The following is a 25,267-nucleotide window of genomic DNA, read 5'->3' as shown; positions in this document are numbered from 1 at the left end:
TACTTGATTACACATATTAGCCCGCTTGGCTCAATGGATATGTTGTCGCAACTGGAAGTGGACATGCTGAAACGCACGGCCAGTAGCGACCTGTATCAACTGTTTCGTAACTGTTCACTTGCCGTTCTTAACTCCGGCAGCCTGACCGACAACAGCAAAGAGCTGCTGTCCCGCTTTGAAAATTTCGATATTAACGTACTGCGCCGCGAGCGCGGCGTGAAGCTGGAATTGATTAATCCGCCTGAAGACGCCTTTGTTGACGGGCGGATTATTCGTGCGCTACAGGCTAACCTGTTCGCGGTGCTGCGCGACATTCTCTTTGTGAATGGGCAGATCCACAATGCCGGCCGTTTCCAGCATCTGGATCTTGAAAGCTCAACACATATCACCAATCTGGTGTTCTCCATTTTGCGCAACGCCCGGGCGCTGCACGTCGGCGAAGCGCCAAACATGGTGGTATGCTGGGGCGGCCACTCAATTAACGAAAACGAGTACCTGTATGCCCGTCGCGTCGGCACGCAGTTGGGATTACGCGAGCTGAACATCTGCACCGGCTGCGGCCCTGGGGCGATGGAAGCCCCCATGAAGGGCGCGGCGGTCGGTCACGCGCAACAGCGTTATAAAGACAGCCGCTTTATCGGCATGACTGAGCCTTCCATTATTGCGGCTGAACCGCCTAACCCGCTGGTGAACGAACTGATCATCATGCCGGATATCGAAAAACGCCTGGAAGCGTTCGTCCGTATCGCACACGGTATCATCATCTTCCCGGGCGGCGTGGGTACGGCGGAAGAGCTGCTTTACTTGCTGGGGATTCTGATGAATCCAGCCAATAAAAATCAGGTGCTGCCGCTGATCCTGACCGGACCAAAAGAGAGCGCCGATTACTTCCGCGTGCTGGATGAATTTATTACCCATACGCTGGGCGAAGCGGCCCGCCGTCATTACCGCATCATCATTGACGATGCGGCGGAGGTAGCGCGGCTGATGAAGAAAGCGATGCCGCAAGTGAAAGAGAATCGCCGCGATACCGGCGACGCCTATAGTTTTAACTGGTCGATGCGTATTGCACCGGATCTGCAGGTACCGTTTGAACCGTCGCATGAGAATATGGCCAACCTGAAACTGTACCCGGATCAGCCGGTTGAGATTCTGGCGGCGGATCTGCGGCGCGCCTTCTCCGGTATTGTCGCGGGGAACGTGAAGGAGGTCGGGATACGCGCCATTGAAGCTAATGGTCCGTATAAAATCCACGGCGATCGAGAGATGATGCGTCGCATGGACGATCTGCTGCAGGGATTCGTCGCGCAGCATCGTATGAAATTGCCGGGTTCCGCCTACATCCCCTGTTACGAGATCTGCGCTTAGCGCTTATGCCCGGTTGCCGCCAGCAGCCGGGCGCTTCTCCCATTCCTTTCATTGCGGTATGGCAATTAACGCATGCCTTCATTTTTTATGATGATCATCAGAGGCATAGCCCGCATTGTTTTATAAACACCATTTATAATTCATCATAAATAGATTGCCAGGCAAACGTTTACTTCACTCCTCTTACCGTGATTTATCGGTCCAAACTCTTATTCTTCGCCAGAATCCACTAAAAACCTTGATTTTTATAGTCAAACCTCCGTATCTTGCGCCCCAATCTTTCCGGCCTTATATCGTTAATGGTAGCCTTCGCGCCCGGAAATTCGTTATGACGTTTTTTTAATAGATTAATGGTCCAAATTTATCCATGTAAGAAGCGGATTATTGCATTTGAGATCGGGATCACTGATAGATTCATCACTTAAATGTATCTTTCCGCCCGAAAATTATTACGGCGAAAAATTATATAAAAAGCGTCCCTAAGCAGATTTCATTTTACGATCAGGTCTTTTTTCATTGGATTAGACCAGCAACCTGATTTTTAGCATCCTCCAGGAGAAATAGATGGAAACCACTCAGACCAGCACGATTGCTTCGATTGACTCTCGAAGCGCATGGCGCAAAACGGATACCATGTGGATGCTGGGCCTTTACGGCACGGCAATCGGCGCGGGCGTTCTGTTCCTGCCGATCAACGCAGGCGTCGGCGGCATGATTCCGCTCATCATCATGGCGATTCTCGCTTTCCCGATGACCTTTTTCGCACACCGTGGTTTAACCCGCTTCGTGCTGTCCGGTAAAAACCCGGGTGAAGACATCACTGAAGTCGTTGAGGAACACTTCGGTATCGGCGCAGGTAAACTGATTACCCTGCTTTACTTCTTCGCGATTTACCCCATCCTGCTGGTTTACAGCGTGGCGATTACTAATACCGTGGAAAGCTTCCTGACCCACCAGTTAGCGATTAATCCGCCGCCGCGGGCGATTCTTTCCCTGATCCTGATTGTTGGCATGATGACTATCGTGCGCTTCGGCGAGCAAATGATCGTTAAGGCGATGAGTATCCTGGTATTCCCGTTCGTCGCTGCGCTGATGCTGCTGGCCTTGTACCTGATCCCGCAGTGGAACGGCGCGGCGCTGGAAACGCTGTCCTTTGATTCCGCCGCGTCTACCGGTAACGGTCTGTGGATGACGCTGTGGCTGGCGATTCCGGTGATGGTTTTCTCTTTCAACCACTCCCCGATCATCTCCTCCTTCGCGGTTGCGAAGCGTGAAGAGTACGGTGAAGGCGCAGAGAAGAAATGTTCTAAAATTCTGGCCTTCGCCCACATCATGATGGTGCTGACCGTGATGTTCTTCGTCTTCAGCTGCGTGCTGAGCCTGACGCCGGCAGATCTGGCAGCGGCAAAAGAGCAGAACATCTCTATTCTGTCTTACCTGGCAAACCACTTTAACGCGCCGATCATCGCCTGGATGGCGCCGATCATTGCGATGATTGCTATCACCAAATCCTTCCTCGGCCACTACCTGGGCGCGCGTGAAGGCTTTAACGGGATGGTGATTAAATCGCTGCGTGGTAAAGGTAAATCCATCGAAATCAACAAACTGAATAAAATTACCGCGCTGTTCATGCTGGTCACCACCTGGATTGTGGCGACGCTGAACCCCAGCATCCTGGGCATGATTGAAACCCTGGGCGGCCCGATCATCGCGATGATTCTGTTCCTGATGCCGATGTATGCCATCCAGAAAGTACCGGCAATGCGTAAGTACAGCGGTCATATCAGCAACGTATTCGTTGTGATTATGGGCCTGATTGCCATCTCCGCTATTTTCTACTCACTGTTCAGCTAAGTCCTTTAGCGCCGCTTACCGCGGCGCTTCTCTATGATACAACCGCAATGGATGCCCTATGATTAGCGTATTCGATATTTTTAAAATCGGCATTGGCCCTTCCAGTTCTCACACCGTCGGACCAATGAAAGCAGGCAAGCAGTTCACGGACGATCTGATTGCCCGCCATATCCTTACAGATGTCACCCGCGTCGTGGTGGATGTCTACGGCTCTCTGTCATTGACGGGTAAAGGCCACCACACTGATATCGCCATTATTATGGGCCTGGCGGGGAATCTGCCGGACACCGTCGATATCGACGCCATTCCGTCCTTTATCCAGGATGTGAACACCCATGGGCGTTTACTACTGGCTAATGGGCAGCATGAAGTCGAATTTCCGGTCAATAAGTGCATGAATTTCCACGCCGACAACCTGTCTCTGCATGAAAACGGGATGCGTATTACCGCGCTGGCGGGCGATAAGGTGCTCTACAGCCAAACCTACTACTCCATTGGCGGCGGCTTTATCGTCGATGAAGAGCACTTTGGTTTGACGAATAGCGAACCCGTTAACGTACCGTACCCTTATAAAACCGCCGCGGATTTACAGCGCCACTGCCAGGAGACGGGTCTGTCGCTCTCCGGTCTGATGATGCAAAACGAACTGGCCCTGCACAGTAAAGAAGCGCTGGAGCAGCACTTCGCCAGGGTCTGGGAGGTGATGCGCAGCGGTATTGAGCGCGGTATCACCACCGAGGGCGTATTGCCGGGCAAACTGCGCGTTCCGCGTCGCGCGGCGGCGCTGCGTCGGGTGCTGGTCAGTCAGGATAAGACCACCACCGATCCGATGGCGGTCGTCGACTGGATCAATATGTTCGCGCTGGCGGTGAACGAAGAGAATGCCGCAGGCGGACGAGTAGTCACTGCGCCGACTAACGGCGCATGTGGTATTGTTCCGGCGGTGCTGGCGTACTATGACAAGTTTATCCGCGAAGTAAATGCTAACTCGCTTGCTCGCTATATGCTGGTCGCCAGTGCGATTGGCTCGCTGTATAAGATGAACGCCTCTATTTCCGGCGCCGAAGTGGGTTGTCAGGGAGAGGTCGGCGTGGCCTGTTCCATGGCGGCAGCGGGTCTGGCCGAGCTGCTGGGCGGTAGTCCGGCGCAGGTGTGTATCGCCGCAGAAATCGCCATGGAGCATAATCTGGGGTTAACTTGCGATCCGGTTGCCGGTCAGGTACAGGTTCCCTGCATTGAGCGTAACGCGATTGCTTCAGTCAAAGCGGTCAACGCCGCGCGTATGGCGCTGCGCCGTACCAGCGAACCGCGCGTATGCCTCGATAAAGTGATTGAGACCATGTACGAAACCGGTAAAGACATGAACGCTAAGTACCGCGAAACTTCGCGCGGCGGCCTGGCGATGAAGATCGTTACCTGCGATTAATTCTCAGCACATTTTAGGATCTGTAGGCCGGATAAGGCGCTCGCCGCCATCCGGCTTTTGTTGCCTGATGGCGCCTCGCTTATCAGGCCTACGGATAGCGCTATTTCGCAATGCTCGCCTCCCCCCGCCGTGAATGTTACCCTACGCGCAGGTTTGTAAGGGAGAACACCGTGGCTGCTCATCTGCTTATCATCGACGCGCTCAATTTGATTCGCCGTATTCACGCCGTTCAGGGATCGCCCTGTGTGAAAACCTGCCAACACGCGCTCGATCAATTGATTATCCACAGCCAGCCAACCCATGCCGTCGCGGTATTTGATGACGACGCGCGCAGCAGCGGCTGGCGTCACCAGCGTTTGCCGGACTACAAAGCAGGACGTCCGCCGATGCCTGACGATTTACATAATGAAATGCCCGCCCTACGCGCCGCGTTTGAACAGCGCGGCGTACGCTGCTGGGCATCAGACGGTAACGAAGCGGACGATCTGGCGGCGACGCTGGCGCTAAAAGTTACCGAAGCCGGACACCAGGCAACCATTGTGTCAACCGATAAAGGCTATTGCCAGTTGCTCTCTCCGGGATTGCGCATTCGCGACTACTTCCAGAAACGCTGGCTGGACGCGCCGTTTATTGAAAAAGAGTTTGGCGTACTTCCCCGGCAGTTGCCGGATTACTGGGGTCTGGCAGGAATCAGTAGTTCGAAAGTCCCCGGCGTTGCCGGTATCGGCCCCAAAAGCGCGACCCAGCTGTTGATTCAGTTTCAAAATCTGGAGGGAATTTACGCCCATCTGGACGAGGTGCCGGAAAAGTGGCGCAAAAAGCTTGAGACGCATAAAGAAATGGCATTTCTCTGCCGCGATATTGCACGTTTGCAAACCGATTTACATATCGACGGAAACTTACAGCAGCTACGGCTGGCGCGGTAGTTTTGTTGCCGGATGGCGGCGTGAACGCCTTATCCTGCCTACAGGACTGCACGAAATGTAGAGCGGATAAGCGCAGCGCCATCCGGCAAAATTACCAGGCGATATGATACAGTTCGACAATGTCCGCCAGACTCGCTTCACGCGGATTGCCGCCCGTACAGACATCATCGAATGCCGCCTGGGCCAGCGCCGGGATATCCTCTTTTCGAACGCCGACATCACGCAAATGCAGCGGAATTCCCACATCGCGATTTAGCGCAAATACGGCTTCCACTGCGGCATTACGCGCCTCTTCAAGACTCAATCCTTCTACCTTCACCCCCATCGCCCGGGCGATATCACGGAATTTCTCGTTGGTAGACCCGGCATTAAAACGCATCACATGCGGAAGCAAAATAGCATTCGCGACGCCATGCGGCGTGTTGTAAAACGCGCCCAGCGGATGCGCCATCCCATGCACCAGCCCCAGCCCCACATTGGAAAACCCCATCCCGGCAACGTATTGCCCCAGCGCCATCGCCTCACCGGCCTCTTTTTCTCCGGCTACGGCGCCGCGTAGCGCGCCAGCAATAATCTCAATGGCTTTGATATGTAAGGCATCCGTCAGCGCCCATGCGGCCCGGGTAATATAGCCTTCAATAGCATGGGTTAGCGCATCCACGCCCGTTGCCGCTTTCAGCGCGGGCGGCATACCGTCCATCATATCGGCATCGATAAATGCCGCCTGCGGAATATCATGCGGATCGACACAAACGAATTTGCGCCGTTTCTCTTCATCGGTAATCACATAATTGATAGTGACTTCCGCCGCGGTTCCCGCCGTTGTCGGGATCGCCATAATCGGCACGCTGGGTTTACGGGTCGGCGATAGCCCTTCCAGACTGCGCACATCGGCAAATTCCGGATTGTTACTGATAATACCGATCGCTTTGCAGGTATCCTGCGGAGAACCGCCGCCAATGGCGATGAGATAGTCCGCGCCACTTTGGGTAAAGACCTTAAGCCCTTCCTGGACAACAGAAATCGTAGGATTAGGGATCACGCCCGCATAGATCTCCCACGCCAGCCCTGCGGCATCCATTCTGCTTGTCACTTTATCGACCACACCGCATTGCACCAGCGTTTTATCGGTAACAATCAGCGCTTTATGATAACCGCGGCGCGTCACCTCATCGGTTAATGCGTCCACCGCTCCCCGGCCAAACCATGCCGTTTCATTCAAAATCATTCTGTTCGCCATCGCCTGTCTCCTGACATCACTCTTCAATACGTAATCCGTAAGTTTTAAATTTCTCCAGTACGATAGCGATCGCCTCGTCATCCAGTACCGGTACCGGATCGACAATGGCCAGCGTACTTAAATAGAGCTGCGCCAGCACTTCCACTTCATGCGCCAGCCACAACGCTTTGTCTAAATTTTCTTCACAAGCGATAAGCCCGTGATGCTGTAACAGCGTCGCTTTACGATTTTTAAGCGCCACGGCAACATGGTCAGAAAGTTCGCGGGTGCCAAAAGTGGCGTAGGGCGCACAGGGAATAGAGTTTCCACCCGCGGCGGCAATCATGTAGTGAATCGCCGGAATCGGGCGATTGAGGATCGAGACTGCCGTACAATGGACCGCGTGGTTATGTACCACGGCATTGGCATCAGGGCGCGTCTGGTATGCCGCCATATGAAAACGCCACTCGCTGGAAGGCAGCTTGCCCTGCTCATGCTGACCGTCTGCATCAATAAAGACAATGTGCGACTCTGTCAGCTTCTCGTAGGGGATCCCCGTCGGCGTAATCAGCATTCCGCCCTGATAACGTACGCTCACGTTACCTGCCGTCCCCTGATTTAACCCTAACCGCGTCATTTCCAGACAGGTATCAATAATCTGCCGCGCCAGTCTATTTCGTTCCATTATTTACCTCTCTCTGTGATTCAAAATGAGACAACAAAACCGCCTTTCGCATCGCGCTGCTGTCCTGTTGAAATAATCGAATAGTTAGCAACTATCATCATACTGAATAAAGAGAAGGGAATTTAAATAACGATATTTTGTGATTCACATCAATTAATTCGCCACGATAAACCAGACGACTACCGTTTCTCTCGCCGATAAATGCCCGCTCTTAATAATATTTTTTAAAACGGGCAAAGATGAAGAATAAGTTACTACTGCCCGTTTTCGTGGCAATAATTTAATTCGGGCATTCAGTCTGTGGTTTTTTAAATTAAACATCTCAAACGGTCATTTTTTTATGAAAATTAAAGTGATGATAATCACAGAACGCTCTGCTCTCAGGTATAAATGTGACCGCCATCATATTAAAAGGCCTTTTTTATTTGAAAATGACTCCATGAGTTCATTCCGGACGCCAATTTATTACCGGTAAGAAAAGCGAACTCACCTAATTTTACGGTCTGGTGACCAGAACCGACCGCACGCAAAAGCTTCTGAACCGATGAGGATGCTATGGGAAACACAACAATACAAACGCAGAGTTTTCGTGCTGTGGATGCAGAGCAAAGCAAGAGCAAGCGCTACATTATTCCATTCGCCTTACTTTGCTCGCTATTTTTTCTGTGGGCCGTCGCCAATAATCTGAATGACATTTTATTACCGCAGTTTCAACAAGCTTTTACGCTAACTAACTTTCAGGCCGGGCTTATTCAGTCAGCCTTTTATTTCGGTTATTTCGTCATTCCAATTCCCGCTGGGATTTTGATGAAAAAACTCAGTTATAAAGCAGGGATTATCACCGGGCTTTTTTTGTATGCTGTTGGCGCCGCATTATTCTGGCCTGCCGCCGAGATAATGAATTACACATTATTTTTAATTGGCCTGTTTATCATCGCCGCCGGTTTAGGCTGCCTTGAAACTGCGGCCAACCCTTTTGTTACGGTATTAGGTCCAGAAAGCGGCGGGCATTTCCGGCTTAATCTGGCGCAAACTTTTAACTCCTTTGGCGCTATTATCGCCGTTGTGTTTGGGCAAAGCCTTATTTTGTCTAACGTGCCGCATCAATCGCAAGAAGCGCTTGATAAAATGACGCCGGATCAGCTTAGCGCCTATAAACACAGCCTGGTGTTATCGGTACAAACGCCATACATGATTATCGTCGCCATCGTATTAGTAGTTGCGCTGCTGATTATGCTGACCAAATTTCCGGCCCTGCAAAGTGACGATCATAGCGATGCTAAACAAAGCTCTTTCTTATCTTCTCTCTCCCGACTCATCCGTATCCGCCACTGGCGCTGGGCGGTGCTGGCGCAGTTCTGCTACGTGGGGGCGCAAACCGCCTGCTGGAGCTATCTGATCCGCTACGCCATTGAGGAGATCCCTGGAATGACGCCCGGTTTCGCCGCCAACTACCTGACCGGCACGATGGTGTGCTTCTTTATCGGCCGTTTCACCGGGACCTGGCTTATCAGCCGCTTCGCGCCGCATAAAGTGCTGGCCGCCTACGCCCTGTTTGCCATGCTCCTGTGTCTGATTTCCGCCTTTAGCGGCGGACATATCGGCCTGCTGGCGCTGACGTTGTGTAGCGCATTTATGTCAATCCAGTACCCGACCATCTTCTCGCTGGGTATCAAAAATCTGGGACAGGACACTAAGTACGGCTCGTCTTTTATCGTCATGACCATCATTGGCGGCGGTATTGTCACGCCAGTAATGGGCTTCGTTAGCGACGCCGCAGGCAAAATCCCGACCGCCGAACTGGTTCCGGCATTGTGCTTTGCCGTCATCTTCATTTTTGCCCGTTTCCGTTCACAAGCGGCGACAAACTGAACATTTATCCGAATAACGTGAGGAATCTGTCATGAAAAAAATCAGCTTACCGAAAATCGGTATCCGCCCGGTGATTGATGGACGTCGTATGGGCGTACGCGAGTCGCTCGAAGAGCAAACCATGAACATGGCGAAAGCGACGGCGGCGCTCATCACCGAGAAAATCCGCCACGCCTGTGGGGCACAGGTGGAGTGCGTCATTGCGGATACCTGTATTGCCGGAATGGCGGAATCCGCCGCCTGTGAAGAAAAATTCAGTAGCCAGAACGTGGGCGTGACCATTACCGTTACGCCGTGCTGGTGCTATGGCAGCGAGACCATTGATATGGACCCGATGCGTCCGAAAGCCATCTGGGGCTTTAACGGCACAGAGCGTCCCGGGGCGGTTTACCTTGCCGCGGCGCTGGCGGCGCACAGCCAGAAAGGCATTCCGGCGTTCTCCATTTATGGCCATGACGTGCAGGATGCCGACGATGCCTCCATTCCCGCCGACGTCGAAGAAAAACTGCTGCGTTTTGCGCGGGCAGGGTTAGCGGTAGCCAGTATGAAAGGCAAAAGCTACCTCTCCGTCGGCGGCGTGTCGATGGGGATCGCGGGTTCCATTGTCGATCATAACTTCTTTGAATCCTGGCTGGGCATGAAGGTGCAAGCGGTAGATATGACCGAACTGCGCCGCCGTATCGATCAAAAAATTTATGATGAGGCCGAACTGGAGATGGCGCTGGCGTGGGCGGATAAAAACTTCCGCTACGGCGAAGATCAGAACGCCTCGCAGTATAAGCGCAATGAAGCCCAGAACCGCGCGGTGTTAAAAGAGAGCCTGCTGATGGCGATGTGTATTCGCGACATGATGCAGGGCAACAAGACGCTGGCAGACAAAGGGTTAGTTGAAGAATCGCTGGGCTACAACGCCATTGCCGCCGGCTTCCAGGGCCAGCGCCACTGGACCGATCAATACCCGAACGGCGATACCGCCGAAGCGCTGCTCAATAGCTCTTTTGACTGGAACGGCGTACGCGAACCGTTTGTCGTCGCCACCGAAAATGACAGTCTGAACGGCGTAGCGATGCTGTTTGGCCATCAACTCACCGGTACCGCGCAGATATTCGCCGACGTGCGAACCTACTGGTCGCCGGAAGCCGTAGAACGCGTCACTGGCCAGGCGCTCAGCGGCCTGGCGGAACACGGCATTATTCACCTGATTAACTCCGGTTCTGCCGCTCTGGACGGTGCCTGTAAACAGCGCGACAGCGAAGGCAAGCCGACCATGAAACCACACTGGGAAATCAGCCAACAAGAGGCGGATGCGTGTCTGGCGGCCACTGAATGGTGCCCGGCGATTCACGAATACTTCCGCGGCGGCGGCTACTCATCCCGTTTCCTGACCGAAGGCGGCGTGCCATTCACCATGACCCGCGTGAATATCATCAAAGGCCTGGGACCAGTACTGCAAATCGCCGAGGGCTGGAGCGTCGAACTGCCGAAAGCGATGCACGATCAGCTCGATGCCCGCACCAACTCTACCTGGCCTACCACCTGGTTTGCGCCGCGTCTTACCGGCAAAGGCCCGTTTACCGATGTCTATTCGGTGATGGCGAACTGGGGCGCTAACCACGGCGTACTCACCATCGGCCATGTAGGGGCGGACTTTATTACTCTCGCCGCGATGCTGCGTATCCCGGTATGTATGCACAACGTGGAGGAGGCGAAGATCTACCGTCCTTCCGCCTGGGCGGCTCACGGTATGGATATCGAAGGCCAGGATTATCGTGCCTGCCAGAATTATGGCCCGCTGTATAAACGTTAATGCGGCTTAGCCCGGTGGCGCAGGCTTACCGGGCCTACGGGCGCGTGAACCGTAGGCCGGATAAGCGTAGCGCCATCGGGCGGCGTTTATGGAGTTATCTATGAAACAAGACGTTATCCTGGTTCTCGACTGCGGTGCGACTAACGTTCGGGCGATCGCCGTTGATCGCCTGGGGAAAATTGTCGCCCGCGCCTCAACCGCTAACGCCAGCGACATTGCCGCAGAAAATAGCACCTGGCATCAGTGGTCGCTGGACGCCATCCTGCAACGTTTCGCCGATTGTTGCAGGTCACTTTCCAGCGCCCTGTCGGAGTGTGTTGTTCGCGGTATTACGGTGACTACGTTCGGCGTCGATGGCGCGCTGGTCGATGCGCAGGGCGAGCTGCTCTACCCGGTCATCAGTTGGAAATGCCCGCGAACCGCTGCCGTGATGGAAACGATTGGGCGCTTTATCTCGCCCCGGCAATTGCAGACGCTCTCCGGCGTCGGCGCGTTCAGCTTTAACACGCTGTATAAACTGGTCTGGCTTAAAGAGAATCATCCGCGCCTGCTGGAACAAGCTCACTGCTGGCTGTTTATCTCGTCGCTGATTAACCACCGTCTGACCGGCGAGTTTACGACCGATATCACTATGGCAGGCACCAGCCAGCTACTGGATATCCATCAGCGCGACTTTAGTCCGGAAATCCTGCAGGCGACGGGCCTGGCGCGCCGCCTGTTCCCGCGTATCGTGGAAGCGGGCGCCCAGATAGGCACGCTACAGACAGACGCGGCCAGGCTACTCGGTCTCCCGGCGGGTGTGCCGGTGATCTCTGCCGGACACGATACTCAGTTCGCGTTATTCGGCGCTGGCGCGCAGCAAGGTGAACCGGTGCTCTCCTCAGGAACCTGGGAGATTCTGATGGTGCGCAGCGGTCAGGTGGATACCTCGCTGCTCAGCCAGTATCCAGGCTCGACCTGTGAACTGGACAGTCAGTCGGGGCTTTATAACCCCGGAATGCAGTGGCTGGCCTCCGGCGTACTCGAATGGGTACGAAAACTGCTGTGGACGCCGGAAACGCCATGGCAAACGCTGATCGACGAAGCGCGCGCTATTCCCGCTGGCGCGGAAGGCGTGCGGATGCAGTGCGATCTGCTCGCCTGCCAAAATGCAGGCTGGCAGGGCGTGACGCTCAATACCACCCGCGGCCATTTCTATCGCGCCGCGCTGGAAGGCCTGACGGCGCAACTTCAGCGTAATCTGCGCACGCTGGAGAAAATCGGCCATTTTAACGCCACAGAACTGTTACTGGTTGGCGGCGGCAGTCGCAACGCTTTATGGAATCAAATTAAAGCGAATCAGCTTGATATCCCTATCAAAGTGCTGGACGACGCGGAAACCACCGTGGCCGGCGCTGCCATGTTTGGCTGGTACGGCGTAGGCGAATTTAGTAGCCCGGAACAGGCGCGCGCGCAGGTCAATTATCAGTATCGCTATTTCTGGCCGCAAACCGAACCTGAAATTATTGAGGGAGTATGAAATGCTAAAAACCATTTCACCGTTAATTTCCCCGACACTGCTCAAAGTGCTGGCCGAGATGGGCCACGGGGACGAAATCATTTTTTCCGACGCTCACTTTCCCGCGCATAGCCTGGGCCCGCAGGTGATTCGCGCCGATGGTCTTAGCGTCAGCGATCTACTGCGGGCAATTATTCCGCTCTTTGAGCTGGATAGCTACGCCCCGCCGCTGGTGATGATGGCCGCCGTGGAAGGCGACACGCTCGATCCCAGCGTTGAAGCGCGTTATCGCGATGCTTTGTCATTAGAAGCGCCGTGCCCGGATATCGTTCGTATCGACCGCTATGCGTTTTATGAGCGGGCGCAAAAAGCGTTTGCGATCGTTATCACAGGTGAGTGCGCGAAGTACGGAAATATTCTTTTAAAAAAAGGGGTAACGCCGTAATCTCTTGCCGGTGCGCCCGCATGACGCGGGCGTTCATCGAATGATGGGGTGAGAAAAATGAAAGCGGCACGCCAACAAGCGATAGTCGATCTGCTGATCAATCATAAAAGTCTGACCACCGAAGCGCTGGCCACCCGGCTTAACGTCAGTAAAGAGACCATCCGCCGCGATCTCAGTGAACTACAGACGCAGGGAAAAGTGCTGCGTAATCACGGACGAGCTAAATATATTCATCGTGAAAATCAGGACAGCGGCGATCCATTCCATATCCGCCTGAAAAGCCATTATGCGCATAAAGCCGATATTGCCCGTGAAGCGTTAGCGTGGATAGAAGAAGGAATGACGATTGCGCTGGATGCCAGTTCAACCTGCTGGTATCTGGCCCGCCAGTTGCCGGATATTCCCATTCAGGTTTTTACCAATAGCCATCCTATCTGCCAGGAGCTGGGAAAACGCGAACGCATTGCGCTGATAAGTTCCGGCGGCCAGCTTGAACGTAAATATGGCTGTTACGTTAATCCGTCGCTTATCTCACAGCTAAAATCGCTTGATATCGATCTGTTCATCTTTTCCTGCGAGGGGATCGACAGCGGCGGCGATCTGTGGGACTCCAATGCGATCAACGCCGATTTTAAATCTATCCTGCTCAGACGCGCCTCGCAGTCTTTATTATTGATTGATAAAAGTAAATTTAATCGTTCAGGAGAGGCGCGCATCGGCCATCTGGATGACGTGACGCATATTGTTTCAGATGCGCCGCAGTCATAGGCCGGATAAGCGTGCGCCATCCAGCGCTGATGACGCGCCGGATGACGGCAGCGCGTTTTTATCGCTCGTCGCGACGTCCGCCAACAGCCGCCCACAACCGACGCACGTGCACCGTCACTTCTTCGCGATCGTGATAAAGCTGACGTGCCTGGATCTGCGCATTAACGCCATGCTCATCCAACTGCGCCTGAAGATACGCCAGATTATGCGATACCTCTTCATAGCGTTTTTTCATCGGCAGTTTAAGGTTAAAAATCGTCTCCCGACACCAGCCGTTCACCAGCCACTGCGCCATTAGCGCGGTGACTTTGGCCGGCTTCTCCACCATATCGCAGACCATCCATGAAATATTATTCCGGTTCGGACGGTACCTGAAGCCATCCTCACGCAACCAGGTCACCTGTCCGGTGTCCATCAGGCTTTGCGCCATCGGGCCGTTATCTACGGAGTAGACCCACATATTGCGCTTCACTAACTGGTACGTCCATCCGCCGGGACAGGCGCCCAAATCCACCGCATACATGCCGTTCGCCAGACGTTCATCCCACTCATCTTCCGGGATGAAAACGTGGAGCGCCTCTTCCAGTTTCAGCGTTGAGCGGCTCGGCGCATCAGACGGAAACTTCAAACGCGGGATGCCCATATAAAACGGTGAATTGTTATGCGCGAGCGAATAACCGGTATAGCAACATCCTGGCGCGATAAAAAAGACATGAACGACCGGACGCTTCGGCGTTTCATAATTCGTCAATACGCCCGCATCACGCAAAGCCGCGCGCAGCGGCACCGTAAATTTGCGGCAGAACTTCATCAGTTCTTTACTTTCATTGGTGTCGGCGACTTCAACCCGCAGCTCGCCGCCCTTTTCCACTACGCCCTGCAACATGCCGACAATCGGCGTAATTCTGTCTTCCGGCGGTAAATGTTGCAGCAGTTCACCCACCACAAACCACTGGCGGGCGAAAATCAGCGAACTGAACGGCAGTTCTGAAATCAGCTTTTCGCCATCTTCCGGCTGGTAGCATTCATAAATGACATAGCCTGCGTTCTCTTTTACGCGTGCAAAACCAAATATTTCCCGTTTTCCCGCTTTATCGGTAATTTCTGCAGCGCACTCTTTTTCAAACCCCGGACGGCAGAGCAATACAACTTTATTCATGGCTCGCGCCCTTACGTTTCATACGAATGGCGCCAATCAGCAATAGCGCCCAGCCCACCAGGAAACTGACGCCGCCGACAGGCGTGATATACGCCCACAGGCGCAGATGCGAAAGCGCAAGGCAGTACAGGCTGCCGCTAAACAGCACCGTGCCCAGCGCCAGAAAAACGCTGCTCCAGTAAAACCAGATGCTGATACGGCGCTGCATCGCCACCGCCAGGCCAAAGATCGCCAGCGTATGGAACGCCTGATATTGCAGGCCGGTCTGAATCCAGCCCATTTCAACCACGCCCAGGGTTTTACTCAAAACATGCGCCCCGAACGCGCCCAGAGCAACGTAAATAAAACCGCTGATAGCGGCGACAATCAGCATAAAACGGCTGGTCATGGTCATACCCTAAGTTAATTATTGTTCGTAACGAAAACGGAATTTTTCTTGCTCCGTCGCCGCCTTCGCCAAAATCCACTGACGGAAGGCGGCTATTTTACCCAGTTCTGCCTGGCTGTCATGACAAACCAGATAAAAAGCATTCTTACTCACCAGAACATCGTTAAATGGACACACCAGTCGCCCGGCTTCAATTTCAGACTGCGCCATAACATTATTCGCCAGAGCGATCCCCTGTCCGTGAATAGCGGCCTGTAGCACCATCGCGCTGTGGCTAAATATCGGCCCTTGCTGAACGTTAATATGGTTGAGCCCTAACTGACGAGTATAGGCCTGCCAGTCACGCCGGGAGGCATCGTGTAATAACGTGTGTTTCGCCAGATCTTCCGGCGTTTTTAACGGTTTTTCGCCTGTGAGTAATAAAGGAGAACAGACGGGCAGTAAATATTCTGCGTATAATTTTTCGACGCGCAAGCCCGGCCAGTTTCCCCGGCCATAAAAAATCGCGACATCGACATCGTCTGCCAGTTTATCTTCCTGACGGTCAACGGCTTGTATCCGAACGTCAATTCCCGGATAAGCTGAGTTAAAACTGGAGAGCCTGGGCACCAGCCACTGGATGGCAAAACTGGGCGGTAAACTCACCGTCAGCGCCCCTTTGGCACTGCGCGCCTGGAGCTTACGCGTTGCTTCCGTGAGCTGGGAAAATATCTCTTTAATATCGAGAAAATAGCTTTGGCCTTCTTCCGTCAGCAGCAGCGAACGATTGCGGCGGCGGAACAGTTTTAGCCCCAAAAAATCCTCAAGTGACTTAATTTGGTGGCTTACTGCGGCCTGCGTCACAAAAAGTTCTTCCGCTGCTCGCGTAAAGCTCAAATGGCGCGCGGCAGCATCAAAAACGCGTAACGCATTTAAAGGAGGTAATCGTTTTGACATGGCCTCTGGACTTAATGTCGAATGAATTTAACAAATAGGTAACAACATGTAACCTATTAGTTTTTTTAATCTGAGACATTATAAATTGTCCGTTGAGGTTCTACCAGCAAATACCTATAGTGGCGGCACTTCCTGAGCCGGAACGAAAAGTTTTATCGGAATGCGTGTTCTGATGGGCTTTTGGCTTACGGTTGTGATGTTGTGTTGTTGTGTTTGCAATTGGTCTGCGATTCAGACCACGGTAGCGAGACTACCCTTTTTCACTTCCTGTACATTTACCCTGTCTGTCCATAGTGATTAATGTAGCACCGCCATATTGCGGTGCTTTTTTTTGTATAATAAACGGTTAGTTTTCCAGAGCCACCATCTCTTTCACGTCAGTACGATTGATCTGCTGTTTGTTGCCATTAGCGTCTTTATACGAAATCATACCGGTATCGTTATCGGTCTGGGGTTTACCGTCGGTCACAATGCTGCGTCCATCATTGGTGTGCATAACGTAATTAGAACCGGAACAGGCGCTCAGGGCAAAAGTCAGCATACATGCAGAGATAATTGCGGCAGTCTTTTTCATCTTCTTCTCCTTAAAGCTGTTTGTGCTATTTAAAGCGGACTCCGTAACAGGCTTAAACATTCGCCTAACATTATTCAGCATAACCTCCTTTACATAATTCGCCAGGATATACAGACGATTCCGATGGTTAGGACAAACCTTGTATCAGCCGCGCTTTTACGCCACGATCGGTAAACTGAACCGAGGAATATCATGAACGCTTTTAATCCCACGCAGTTTCGCGCGCAGTTTCCCGCGCTAGCCGATGCGGGTGTTTATCTCGATAGCGCCGCCACGGCATTAAAGCCACAGGCAGTCATTGACGCCACGCACCAGTTTTATTGTTTGAGCGCCGGTAACGTTCATCGTAGCCAGTTTGCGCAGGCGCAGCGCCTGACGGCGCAATATGAAGCGGCCAGAGCAAAAGCAGCGCGGCTGTTAAACGCGCCCGATGAAAAAAGTATCGTCTGGACACGCGGCACCACCGAAGCGATCAACATGGTGGCGCAGTGTTACGCCCGTCCTCGTCTGCGCCCCGGCGATGAAATTATCGTTAGCGTCGCCGAGCATCACGCCAACCTTGTGCCCTGGCTGATGGTGGCGCAACAAACCGGCGCGCAGGTCATAAAACTGCCGCTTAGTGACCGACGTCTTCCTGATGTTGAGCGTCTGCCGGAACTGATCACATCGCGCAGCCGGATTCTGGCGCTGGGGCAAATGTCGAACGTAACGGGCGGCTGCCCGGATCTCGCAAGCGCTATCAGCGCCGCTCACGCGGCGGGAATGGTAGTGATGGTGGATGGCGCGCAAGGCGCGGTACACTTCCCGGCGGATGTTCAGCAGCTTGATATCGATTTTTATGCTTTTTCCGCTCACAAACTGTATGGCCCGACCGGTATCGGCGTGCTGTACGGTAAGCCGGAGCTTCTTGAGGCGATGTCGCCCTGGCTCGGCGGCGGCAAGATGATCCGTGACGTTAGCTTTGAAGGCTTCACCACTCAAAGCGCTCCCTGGAAGCTGGAAGCGGGGACGCCGAACGTCGCCGGGGTCATCGGCCTGAGCGCTGCGCTGGAATGGCTGTCCGATATCGATATTGAACAGGCCGAAAACTGGAGCCGGGGGCTGGCGACGCTGGCGGAAGACGCACTGGCGAAACGCCCGGGCTTTCGTTCGTTCCGCTGCCAGGACTCCAGCCTGCTGGCCTTTGATTTTGTCGGCGTGCACCACGGCGATATGGTGACGCTGCTGGCGGAATACGGTATTGCGCTCCGGGCCGGGCAACATTGCGCCCAGCCATTGCTGGCGGAACTTGGCGTCACAGGGACTCTGCGCGCCTCTTTTGCGCCGTATAATACCCAACATGATGTGGATGCGTTGGTTAACGCCGTTGACCGAGCGCTGGAACTGCTGGTGGATTAATGACAAACCCTCTTTATACCGGACACCCGTTCGGCACAACGGTAACGGAAGAGACGTTACGCGCTATCTTTCTCCCGCTGACCCAGTGGGAGGATAAATATCGTCAGTTGATTCTGTTAGGAAAACAGCTCCCCGCTCTGCCGGATGAATGCAAAGCGCAGGCGAAGGAGATAGCCGGCTGCGAGAACCGCGTCTGGCTGGGCTTTACCCGATCAGATAACGGAACGATGCACTTTTTCGGCGACAGTGAGGGGCGGATTGTCCGCGGCCTGCTGGCGGTATTGCTCACCGCGGTGGAAGGAAAAAACGCCGCCGAATTACAGGCTCGTTCACCGCTGGCGCTGTTTGATGAGCTGGGTTTACGCGCCCAGCTTAGCGCCTCACGTAGTCAGGGGTTGAACGCGCTGAGCGAAGCGATTGTTACCGCAACGCATAAGGGTTGAAATAGCGTAAATATTCTGTCGCCTGACAGCGCCGTCCGCGGCGGTCAGGCGATGCAGATAAAATAATCCAGTCACTTTATTAGTTTCTGCATCAGATTTCCCTGATAAACATTCTTTTGATTTTTATCAGCTATCACAATGAAATTACAATGTTAGAATCCATGTTAAAACGGCGTGAAGATTTTAGAGTAAATAAAGCCACTCGATGTAGCGTAGCAGGAGAACTGGAAAATTCATACGCATCGGGTGAAGTTATAACAGGATATGGATAAGTGGAAAAATATCTGCGTAACGGTACCATGTTTGTGGTGCTGGCATTTATATTATGGGGGTTAACACCTTTATACTATCAATATTTATCAGGGGGAAATCTCGCACAAATATTGATATACCGGGTGTTCTGGTCAATTCCATTATTACTGGCAGTAAGATTGTTATTTCGGCAGCGAACGCGATTTCATGATGCCTGGAAAGATAAAAAATCTTTTTTCTTCTGCATGATCGCCGGACTTTTGATGATTGTCTCATGGTCATCTTTTATTTATGCGCTAACCCATCATCTGGTACTTGATGCCAGCCTCGGCTATTTTATCAACCCGCTATTTGTTATTGCGCTGGGATGCATTTTTCTTAAAGAAAAACTGTCGTTGTTTCAGGCCATCGCCGTTTTTTCCGGTGTCTGTGGCCTGACTTTTCAAATTATCATGCTACGGCATTTCCCGGCGCTGGCGCTAACCATGGGATTATCATTTGCGCTATATGGCCTGGCGCGAAAGTTTATACATTATGATGTGATGACATCGATAACGATTGAAACATTATGGGCATTGCCTGTCTCACTATTAATCTTTCTCTTTAGCGATACCGGACCAATTATATCCGCTAATACTCCTTTCTTTTTGTATGTCATGACGGCGCCAGTGACAATCATTCCACTGGTATTATTTGCCATCGCGTTAAATCACACCTCGTTGATTGTCACCGGACTGGCGCAATATATAGAGCCGTCTTTACAGTTCTTACTTGCCATTATGATATTTGGCGAGCACATTAATTACGCGGAACTGCTCTGCTTTTGTGCGGTATGGTTCGGGTTGTTTCTATGCATATCTGAAAATTTATATTCCCATTATCTCCGCGCCCGTCTGAAACCGGTGTTCGGCAGGGTACAGCGCTTCTTTCGCTAACAAAGGGCGCAGGGCCGGATACGCGTCTGCGTGACACTCCGCCCCGTCCTTTTATTCTTGTCGCGCCGCTTTAGCCATGATCTTCTTCAGCGCATGGGAAACGGCGACAAAACCGAACGTTGCCGTCACCATCGTCGCCGCGCCGAAGCCAGAGGCGCAATCCATCCGTTTTGGCCCTTCTGCGGTAGCTTTCATCGCGCATACGGAACCGTCCGCCTGTGGGTAAACCAGCGCTTCGGTGGAAAAAACGCAGTCCACGCCCAGTTTACCTTTACTGTTCTTCACTACGCCAAAATTATGTTTCAATCTCTCACGCAGTTTTGCCGCCAGCGGATCCTGGATGGTTTTCGCCAAATCAGCGACCTGGATTTGCGTCGGATCGATCTGCCCGCCCGCGCCGCCAGTGGTCACTAAAGGAACCTTATATCGGCGACAGTACGCAATCAGCGCGGCTTTTGGACGAACGCTGTCAATGGCGTCAATGACATAGGTAAAACCCGCGTTCATATAACCCGCCACATTATCCGGCGTAATAAAATCATCGATAACCGTTACCCGGCACTCCGGGTTAATTTGCCGAATCCGTTCGGCCATCACTTCCGCTTTCGCCAACCCAACGTTATCACGCAACGCATGGATCTGACGGTTCGTATTGGTCACGCAGACATCGTCCATATCAATCAGCGTAATCGCGCCGATGCCCGTACGCGCCAGCGCCTCTGCCGCCCATGATCCCACCCCGCCGATTCCCACGACGCAGATATGCGCCTCAGCAAACCGCTGCAGCGCTTTTTCACCGTACAGACGCGCGGTGCCGCCAAAGCGTTGGCGCCAGGCATCACTTATCACCACTGACATATGACCTCAGAATAAAAAAAGGTGAGGTTATTCCTCACCCCTGCTCACTATTTTCAGGCCCGATAGCGATCGCGTTATCGGGCAATCCGGTTGTCGCAGAATACCACAATCAGCCGCTAAACACGTTACCGGCGCCCGGCGCGCTTTTTAACACCCAGACGCGACCATAGTGATTATACCATCCGGCACGATGCCCGGCATCCGGGCCAATTCCCTGGTAAATATCAAAGTGCTGGCCTTTAATCGCTCCGCCGACATCCAGCGCGACCATCAAACGTAGCTCATACTGACCGCTAAATTTACCGTTGTTATCCAGCAACGGTACTTCCGCCAACAAGGTCGTGCCAGGCGGAATGATGCTGCGGTCGGAGGCGACGGATGCTCGCCCAATCAGCGGTACGGCGCTGGCGCCTTTGACCGGCGCAAAAGATTGCGGCTTAAAGAAGACGAACGACGGGTTCTGCTCCAGTAATTCACGCACTTCCGCTTCGCTGTGCTTCTCTCCCCATTCGCGTATAGCCTGCATCGACATATCTTCTTTTTTCACTTCACCGCGATCGATAAGCACTTTACCAATACTGCGATAAGGCCAGCCGTTTTTACCGGCATAACTAAAGAAGTTCAGTGGACTACCGTCACCGAAATCAATATAGCCGCTGCCCTGGACATCCATAATAAAGTTATCCATCAGCGAATTACTCCAGGCCAGGATGTACTTATCGCTCAGCGCGCCTGCGTAGATCTGAGCGCGGGACGGTAAGCGTCCGCGTTTTGGCGGCATACTATAGATAGGGTACTGGAACGCGCCCTGGCGCGTATGGCGAGCCTGAACGACGGGCGTATAGTAGCCCGTGAACTGGACGTTACCGTAGTTGTCGGTGCCTTCCATCTGCCAGGCATCGATACCAAACTGGCGCATAGTGCGCGTATCGCCTCCGGAACGTAACCAGTTCTGGACAGCGTTATAGACGTTGCTTTGATTGGTGTATAAACGTGGCGACGCGGAACGGATCTGGTCGACCTGCTCGGCAAAGTCACCAGCATTAATCGGCGCGCCCACCGCGTCCGGCTGGTTTACCAGGGAGAAGGGCTGGGTAAATTTCCCGTCCTTATATTGCTGACCGCGATCGGTCGGTTTTGATGAACAGGCAGCCAGCATTGCCAGCATTACGCCTGTCGCCACATATTTTGCCCAACGTCCTTTCATGGTGTCTCGTCTTCTGCGTAATCGAAAGTGCCCGGTGAAGATAACAAACCGTCCGGAGTAATGAAATGCGATCGCGATCTCATTATGTAAATTCGTTTAAAAATCGCGCTATCTGCGGTGTATTTGCGCAATTCATGAGAAATTAGCGATTTATATGAAAAAAGGGTTGCAACAAAAGCTCAGCGGAGTATAGTGCGCATCCACGGACGCGGGGTGGAGCAGCCTGGTAGCTCGTCGGGCTCATAACCCGAAGGTCGTCGGTTCAAATCCGGCCCCCGCAACCAACTTAATGAACACCCTTACGGGTGTTTTTTTGTATCTGTCGTCTGGTCCGCAACGACAGTGCGGGCAGCATCCATCCTACCTACCCGCGCAATAAACTCGCCGTCATCTCAGGTTAACTTCTTCTCGCCAGCGTCGCCCCATCGGCAAAATACGCTTTAATGCCCGCCAGAATCGACTCTGCGACCTGTTGCTGGAACGTCGCGGTCTTGAGCTTGCGTTCTTCTTCAATGTTACTGATAAACGCCGTCTCGACCAGAATAGACGGAATATCGGGCGCCTTTAACACCGCAAACCCCGCCTGCTCGACCTTGTTTTTATGCAGGTCATTAATTTTACCAAGCTGCTTCAACACCGCTTTACCGAATTTCAAACTATCGGCAATGGTCAGCGATTGCACCATATCGAACATCGTATGGTCGACATAACGGTCACCGCTTTTGCTCACGCCGCCAATTAAGTCCGAGGCGTTCTGCGTTTGCGCCAGATATTTCGCCGCGGTACTGGTGGCGCCTTTGGTCGATAGCGCGAATACGGATGAACCGCTAGGCTGCCGGCTGGTGAAGGCATCCGCATGAATAGAGACAAACAGGTCGGCGCGCTGTTTCTGCGCTTTCGCCACCCGGACTTTTAACGGAATGAAGATGTCTTCATTGCGCGTCATATAGACCTTCATGTTGCCTTCTTTTTCGATCAACGCGCGCAGGCGGCGCGCTATCTGGAGCACCACGTCTTTTTCACGCGTTTTGTATTTGCCTATCGCGCCGGGGTCTTCGCCGCCGTGTCCCGGATCAAGCATAATGACAATGGGACGATCGCGCCCCGCTTTACCGGGCTGCGGCCCGCTTTGCGAAGGCGGCACCTGTTTATCCAGATCGCCTTTATTGTAGTCTTCCAGCAGCGCCAGCAGCGGATCCTGCATATCCTGCGCATTGGCAGGATAAAGATCCATCACCAGACGTTCTTTAAAGCCTGCCACAGGCGCCAGCGCAAATAGCTGCGGCTTCACGTTTTGTTTTAGCTCAAAGACCATACGCACAGTCTTAGGATCAAACTGCCCTACCCTTGCGGATTTGATATACGGATCGTCGCTGCGAATCTGCGCGCCAATGCCTTTAAGCACCGAGTTCAGATTCACATCCTCAATATCTACCACCACGCGATCCGGGTTACTTAAGGCAAATTGTTTATATTTCAGCAGACGATTCGACTCTACCGTGACGCGGGTATAGCTGGACGCAGGCCAGATACGCACCGCAACGACCTGGCTTACGGCAGCCAGCCCGACCTGGCTCACGCTTAATAGCCACATGGCGCCCGCGCCTTGTAGTAAACGGCGACGGCTGATTGCTGAATTGGCTCCCGACATGCTTCTCCCGAGCAAAAACTAAATAGAGATCATACAAAGTTCATCCAAATTGACCGGAAACTTTAGCGAATGACGCATAATCTGTCATCTATAAAAGGGTAAACATTCTTTTTATATTCACGGCATTACTAAGAAAAGCGATCGGACCGCATAAAATTTACGCTTGCACATAGGACAAAAACAGAATAAAAATACACTAATTTCGAATAATAATTCACTAGTGGGGCGCGCAATGATAAAGGAACGTAAAACCGAACTGGTAGAAGGGTTTCGCCATTCAGTTCCCTATATCAACACCCATCGCGGAAAAACCTTTGTCATTATGCTCGGCGGCGAAGCCATTGAGCATGACAATTTTTCCAGCATCGTTAACGATATCGGGCTACTGCATAGCCTCGGTATTCGCCTTGTCGTGGTGTATGGCGCGCGACCGCAAATCGACGCCAATCTGGCCGCGCATCATCATGAACCGATTTACCACAAAAACACGCGGGTGACGGACGCCAAAGCACTGGAGCTGGTGAAACAGGCCGCCGGTTTACTCCAGCTTGATATTACCGCCCGTCTGTCGATGAGTCTGAACAATACGCCGTTGCAGGGCGCGCACATTAATGTCGTCAGTGGCAATTTCACCATTGCGCAGCCGCTGGGCGTTGATGATGGCGTGGACTACTGTCATAGCGGCCGTATCCGGCGCATTGATGAAGATGCGATCAACCGCCAGTTGGATAACGGCGCGATCGTTCTGATGGGGCCGGTCGCCGTCTCAGTGACCGGCGAAAGTTTTAATCTGACCTCAGAAGAGATTGCCACTCAACTCGCCGTTAAATTGAAAGCGGAAAAAATGATCGGTTTCTGTTCTTCTCAGGGCGTTACCAATAGCGAGGGCGGCATCATTTCTGAACTCTTCCCGAATGAAGCGCAGGCGCGGGTGGAAGAGTTGGAAGCGCAGGGCGATTACAACTCCGGAACCGTACGTTTTTTGCGCGGCGCGGTAAAAGCCTGTCGTAGCGGCGTTCGTCGTTGCCATCTGATCAGCTATCAGGAAGATGGCACGCTATTACAGGAATTGTTCTCGCGTGATGGTATCGGTACGCAGATCGTCATGGAGAGCGCCGAACAGATCCGCCGCGCCACCATCAACGATATTGGCGGTATTCTGGAGCTTATCCGCCCACTGGAACAGCAGGGCATTCTGGTACGCCGTTCCCGTGAACAACTGGAGATGGAGATCGATAAGTTTACCATTATTCAGCGCGATAATATGACTATCGCCTGCGCGGCGCTGTATCCTTTTGAGGAAGAGAAAATAGGCGAAATGGCCTGCGTAGCGGTACATCCGGATTATCGCAGCTCATCGCGTGGAGAAGTGCTTCTGGAGCGGGTTGCCACCCAGGCGCGGCAAATGGGGCTGCGTAAATTGTTTGTGTTGACGACGCGCAGTATTCACTGGTTCCAGGAGCGCGGTTTCACGCCTGTCGATATTGAGTTACTGCCTGAGAGCAAGAAAAAAATGTATAACTATCAGCGACGTTCAAAGGTGCTGATGGCGGATTTAGGATAACAAGGAGGGCCTGATAGCGCTGCGCTTATCAGGC

22 protein-coding genes and 1 tRNA gene are annotated in these 25,267 nt (G+C 53.0%); 14 read left to right on the top strand and 9 right to left on the bottom strand.

The window, feature by feature from the left end; all coding sequences use genetic code 11:
• Positions 1–3 precede the first annotated feature (3 nt).
• From ppnN to xni, 4 genes are all read left to right on the top strand, one after another.
• Positions 4–1,368, top strand: coding sequence for a nucleotide 5'-monophosphate nucleosidase PpnN (ppnN, locus tag ACLD11_RS06610; protein WP_000627973.1), 1,365 nt, complete (start codon positions 4–6; stop codon positions 1,366–1,368).
• A gap of 564 nt (positions 1,369–1,932) precedes the next feature.
• The gene (gene sdaC, locus ACLD11_RS06605) at positions 1,933–3,222 is read left to right on the top strand and encodes an HAAAP family serine/threonine permease SdaC (protein ID WP_000450462.1); all 1,290 of its coding nucleotides are present in this window, start codon (positions 1,933–1,935) and stop codon (positions 3,220–3,222) included.
• Positions 3,223–3,280: 58 nt separating this feature from the next.
• Positions 3,281–4,648: an L-serine ammonia-lyase gene (locus ACLD11_RS06600; RefSeq protein ID WP_000626392.1), complete on the top strand. Its 1,368-nt coding sequence runs from the start codon at positions 3,281–3,283 to the stop codon at positions 4,646–4,648.
• A 170-nt stretch (positions 4,649–4,818) separates the two neighbouring features.
• Positions 4,819–5,574, top strand: a complete 756-nt coding sequence (xni, locus tag ACLD11_RS06595; protein WP_023201479.1) for a flap endonuclease Xni — start codon at positions 4,819–4,821, stop codon at positions 5,572–5,574.
• A 91-nt stretch (positions 5,575–5,665) separates the two neighbouring features.
• On the opposite strand, the gene fucO is transcribed toward xni, so the two are convergent.
• Positions 5,666–6,814, bottom strand: a complete 1,149-nt coding sequence (gene fucO / locus ACLD11_RS06590) for a lactaldehyde reductase (protein WP_000013562.1) — start codon at positions 6,812–6,814, stop codon at positions 5,666–5,668.
• A gap of 16 nt (positions 6,815–6,830) precedes the next feature.
• Positions 6,831–7,478: an L-fuculose-phosphate aldolase gene (fucA, locus tag ACLD11_RS06585; protein WP_000440828.1), complete on the bottom strand. Its 648-nt coding sequence runs from the start codon at positions 7,476–7,478 to the stop codon at positions 6,831–6,833.
• 555 nt (positions 7,479–8,033) lie between these two features.
• Here fucA and fucP point away from each other — a divergent pair.
• The 5 genes from fucP (at position 8,034) to fucR (ending at position 13,868) form a co-directional block, all read left to right on the top strand.
• Positions 8,034–9,350 carry an L-fucose:H+ symporter permease gene (fucP, locus tag ACLD11_RS06580; protein WP_000528622.1) on the top strand — a complete coding sequence of 439 codons (1,317 nt, stop codon included), beginning with the start codon at positions 8,034–8,036 and terminating at the stop codon, positions 9,348–9,350.
• Positions 9,351–9,381: 31 nt separating this feature from the next.
• Positions 9,382–11,157 carry an L-fucose isomerase gene (gene fucI, locus ACLD11_RS06575; RefSeq protein ID WP_115178873.1) on the top strand — a complete coding sequence of 592 codons (1,776 nt, stop codon included), beginning with the start codon at positions 9,382–9,384 and terminating at the stop codon, positions 11,155–11,157.
• A 100-nt stretch (positions 11,158–11,257) separates the two neighbouring features.
• Positions 11,258–12,676, top strand: a complete 1,419-nt coding sequence (fucK, locus tag ACLD11_RS06570) for an L-fuculokinase (protein ID WP_411014695.1) — start codon at positions 11,258–11,260, stop codon at positions 12,674–12,676.
• A gap of 1 nt (position 12,677) precedes the next feature.
• Positions 12,678–13,100, top strand: coding sequence for an L-fucose mutarotase (gene fucU / locus ACLD11_RS06565; RefSeq protein WP_000920848.1), 423 nt, complete (start codon positions 12,678–12,680; stop codon positions 13,098–13,100).
• Between the two features lie 57 nt (positions 13,101–13,157).
• On the top strand, positions 13,158–13,868 hold the full coding sequence (gene fucR / locus ACLD11_RS06560) for an L-fucose operon activator (RefSeq protein ID WP_000642331.1): 711 nt from the start codon (positions 13,158–13,160) through the stop codon (positions 13,866–13,868).
• Between the two features lie 58 nt (positions 13,869–13,926).
• Here fucR and rlmM read toward each other — a convergent pair whose 3' ends face one another.
• The 4 genes from rlmM to ACLD11_RS06540 form a co-directional block, all read right to left on the bottom strand.
• Entirely contained in the window at positions 13,927–15,027 is a 1,101-nt protein-coding gene (gene rlmM, locus ACLD11_RS06555) for a 23S rRNA (cytidine(2498)-2'-O)-methyltransferase RlmM (protein ID WP_001045497.1), read from the bottom strand.
• A complete protein-coding gene (locus tag ACLD11_RS06550) occupies positions 15,020–15,415 on the bottom strand; it encodes a DUF423 domain-containing protein (protein ID WP_000203913.1) in 396 nt (131 codons plus the stop codon). The genes rlmM and ACLD11_RS06550 overlap by 8 nt, the downstream gene beginning before the upstream one ends.
• Before the next feature lie 18 nt (positions 15,416–15,433).
• Positions 15,434–16,351 carry a glycine cleavage system transcriptional regulator GcvA gene (gene gcvA, locus ACLD11_RS06545; protein WP_000044409.1) on the bottom strand — a complete coding sequence of 306 codons (918 nt, stop codon included), beginning with the start codon at positions 16,349–16,351 and terminating at the stop codon, positions 15,434–15,436.
• A gap of 346 nt (positions 16,352–16,697) precedes the next feature.
• Complete coding sequence (locus ACLD11_RS06540) at positions 16,698–16,925, bottom strand: YgdI/YgdR family lipoprotein (protein ID WP_079963175.1); 228 nt, start codon at positions 16,923–16,925, stop codon at positions 16,698–16,700.
• A gap of 192 nt (positions 16,926–17,117) precedes the next feature.
• On the opposite strand from ACLD11_RS06540, the gene csdA reads away from it, so the two are divergent.
• From csdA to rarD, 3 genes are all read left to right on the top strand, one after another.
• Positions 17,118–18,323, top strand: coding sequence for a cysteine desulfurase CsdA (gene csdA / locus ACLD11_RS06535; protein ID WP_156010470.1), 1,206 nt, complete (start codon positions 17,118–17,120; stop codon positions 18,321–18,323).
• Positions 18,323–18,766, top strand: coding sequence for a cysteine desulfurase sulfur acceptor subunit CsdE (gene csdE, locus ACLD11_RS06530; protein ID WP_156010469.1), 444 nt, complete (start codon positions 18,323–18,325; stop codon positions 18,764–18,766). Before csdA ends, csdE begins: the two co-directional genes overlap by 1 nt.
• A gap of 299 nt (positions 18,767–19,065) precedes the next feature.
• Positions 19,066–19,953: an EamA family transporter RarD gene (gene rarD, locus ACLD11_RS06525; RefSeq protein ID WP_014343890.1), complete on the top strand. Its 888-nt coding sequence runs from the start codon at positions 19,066–19,068 to the stop codon at positions 19,951–19,953.
• Positions 19,954–20,004: 51 nt separating this feature from the next.
• Here rarD and tcdA read toward each other — a convergent pair whose 3' ends face one another.
• The gene (gene tcdA / locus ACLD11_RS06520) at positions 20,005–20,811 is read right to left on the bottom strand and encodes a tRNA cyclic N6-threonylcarbamoyladenosine(37) synthase TcdA (protein ID WP_000117748.1); all 807 of its coding nucleotides are present in this window, start codon (positions 20,809–20,811) and stop codon (positions 20,005–20,007) included.
• A 109-nt stretch (positions 20,812–20,920) separates the two neighbouring features.
• Positions 20,921–22,018 (bottom strand): murein transglycosylase A, encoded by a 1,098-nt coding sequence (mltA, locus tag ACLD11_RS06515; protein ID WP_000678621.1) that lies wholly within the window; start codon positions 22,016–22,018, stop codon positions 20,921–20,923.
• Between the two features lie 207 nt (positions 22,019–22,225).
• Here mltA and ACLD11_RS06510 point away from each other — a divergent pair.
• Positions 22,226–22,302 (top strand) — tRNA-Met (locus tag ACLD11_RS06510).
• A 113-nt stretch (positions 22,303–22,415) separates the two neighbouring features.
• On the opposite strand, the gene amiC is transcribed toward ACLD11_RS06510, so the two are convergent.
• Complete coding sequence (gene amiC / locus ACLD11_RS06505; RefSeq protein ID WP_000011919.1) at positions 22,416–23,669, bottom strand: N-acetylmuramoyl-L-alanine amidase AmiC; 1,254 nt, start codon at positions 23,667–23,669, stop codon at positions 22,416–22,418.
• Positions 23,670–23,901: 232 nt separating this feature from the next.
• On the opposite strand from amiC, the gene argA reads away from it, so the two are divergent.
• Positions 23,902–25,233: an amino-acid N-acetyltransferase gene (gene argA, locus ACLD11_RS06500; protein WP_183058809.1), complete on the top strand. Its 1,332-nt coding sequence runs from the start codon at positions 23,902–23,904 to the stop codon at positions 25,231–25,233.
• Positions 25,234–25,267: the final 34 nt, after the last annotated feature.

This window comes from Salmonella sp. 741265116_PST, from assembly GCF_046567715.1.
In the GTDB taxonomy this organism is placed as follows: Bacteria; Pseudomonadota; Gammaproteobacteria; order Enterobacterales; family Enterobacteriaceae; genus Salmonella; species Salmonella enterica.
Note: the sequence above shows the minus strand (reverse complement) of the source record. Positions and strands in the feature narration are given on the sequence as shown.

Coding starts and splice junctions, on each gene's coding strand:
- fucR (WP_000642331.1), top strand. CDS start 13,158: ATGAAAGCGGCACGCCAACAAGCGATAGTCGATCTGCTGATCAATCAT.
- amiC (WP_000011919.1), bottom strand. CDS start 23,669: ATGTCGGGAGCCAATTCAGCAATCAGCCGTCGCCGTTTACTACAAGGC.
- fucA (WP_000440828.1), bottom strand. CDS start 7,478: ATGGAACGAAATAGACTGGCGCGGCAGATTATTGATACCTGTCTGGAA.
- csdA (WP_156010470.1), top strand. CDS start 17,118: ATGAACGCTTTTAATCCCACGCAGTTTCGCGCGCAGTTTCCCGCGCTA.
- ACLD11_RS06600 (WP_000626392.1), top strand. CDS start 3,281: ATGATTAGCGTATTCGATATTTTTAAAATCGGCATTGGCCCTTCCAGT.
- fucI (WP_115178873.1), top strand. CDS start 9,382: ATGAAAAAAATCAGCTTACCGAAAATCGGTATCCGCCCGGTGATTGAT.
- fucP (WP_000528622.1), top strand. CDS start 8,034: ATGGGAAACACAACAATACAAACGCAGAGTTTTCGTGCTGTGGATGCA.
- tcdA (WP_000117748.1), bottom strand. CDS start 20,811: ATGTCAGTGGTGATAAGTGATGCCTGGCGCCAACGCTTTGGCGGCACC.
- ACLD11_RS06540 (WP_079963175.1), bottom strand. CDS start 16,925: ATGAAAAAGACTGCCGCAATTATCTCTGCATGTATGCTGACTTTTGCC.
- gcvA (WP_000044409.1), bottom strand. CDS start 16,351: ATGTCAAAACGATTACCTCCTTTAAATGCGTTACGCGTTTTTGATGCT.
- fucK (WP_411014695.1), top strand. CDS start 11,258: ATGAAACAAGACGTTATCCTGGTTCTCGACTGCGGTGCGACTAACGTT.
- sdaC (WP_000450462.1), top strand. CDS start 1,933: ATGGAAACCACTCAGACCAGCACGATTGCTTCGATTGACTCTCGAAGC.
- rlmM (WP_001045497.1), bottom strand. CDS start 15,027: ATGAATAAAGTTGTATTGCTCTGCCGTCCGGGGTTTGAAAAAGAGTGC.
- ACLD11_RS06550 (WP_000203913.1), bottom strand. CDS start 15,415: ATGACCAGCCGTTTTATGCTGATTGTCGCCGCTATCAGCGGTTTTATT.
- fucO (WP_000013562.1), bottom strand. CDS start 6,814: ATGGCGAACAGAATGATTTTGAATGAAACGGCATGGTTTGGCCGGGGA.
- csdE (WP_156010469.1), top strand. CDS start 18,323: ATGACAAACCCTCTTTATACCGGACACCCGTTCGGCACAACGGTAACG.
- mltA (WP_000678621.1), bottom strand. CDS start 22,018: ATGAAAGGACGTTGGGCAAAATATGTGGCGACAGGCGTAATGCTGGCA.
- rarD (WP_014343890.1), top strand. CDS start 19,066: ATGTTTGTGGTGCTGGCATTTATATTATGGGGGTTAACACCTTTATAC.
- fucU (WP_000920848.1), top strand. CDS start 12,678: ATGCTAAAAACCATTTCACCGTTAATTTCCCCGACACTGCTCAAAGTG.
- argA (WP_183058809.1), top strand. CDS start 23,902: ATGATAAAGGAACGTAAAACCGAACTGGTAGAAGGGTTTCGCCATTCA.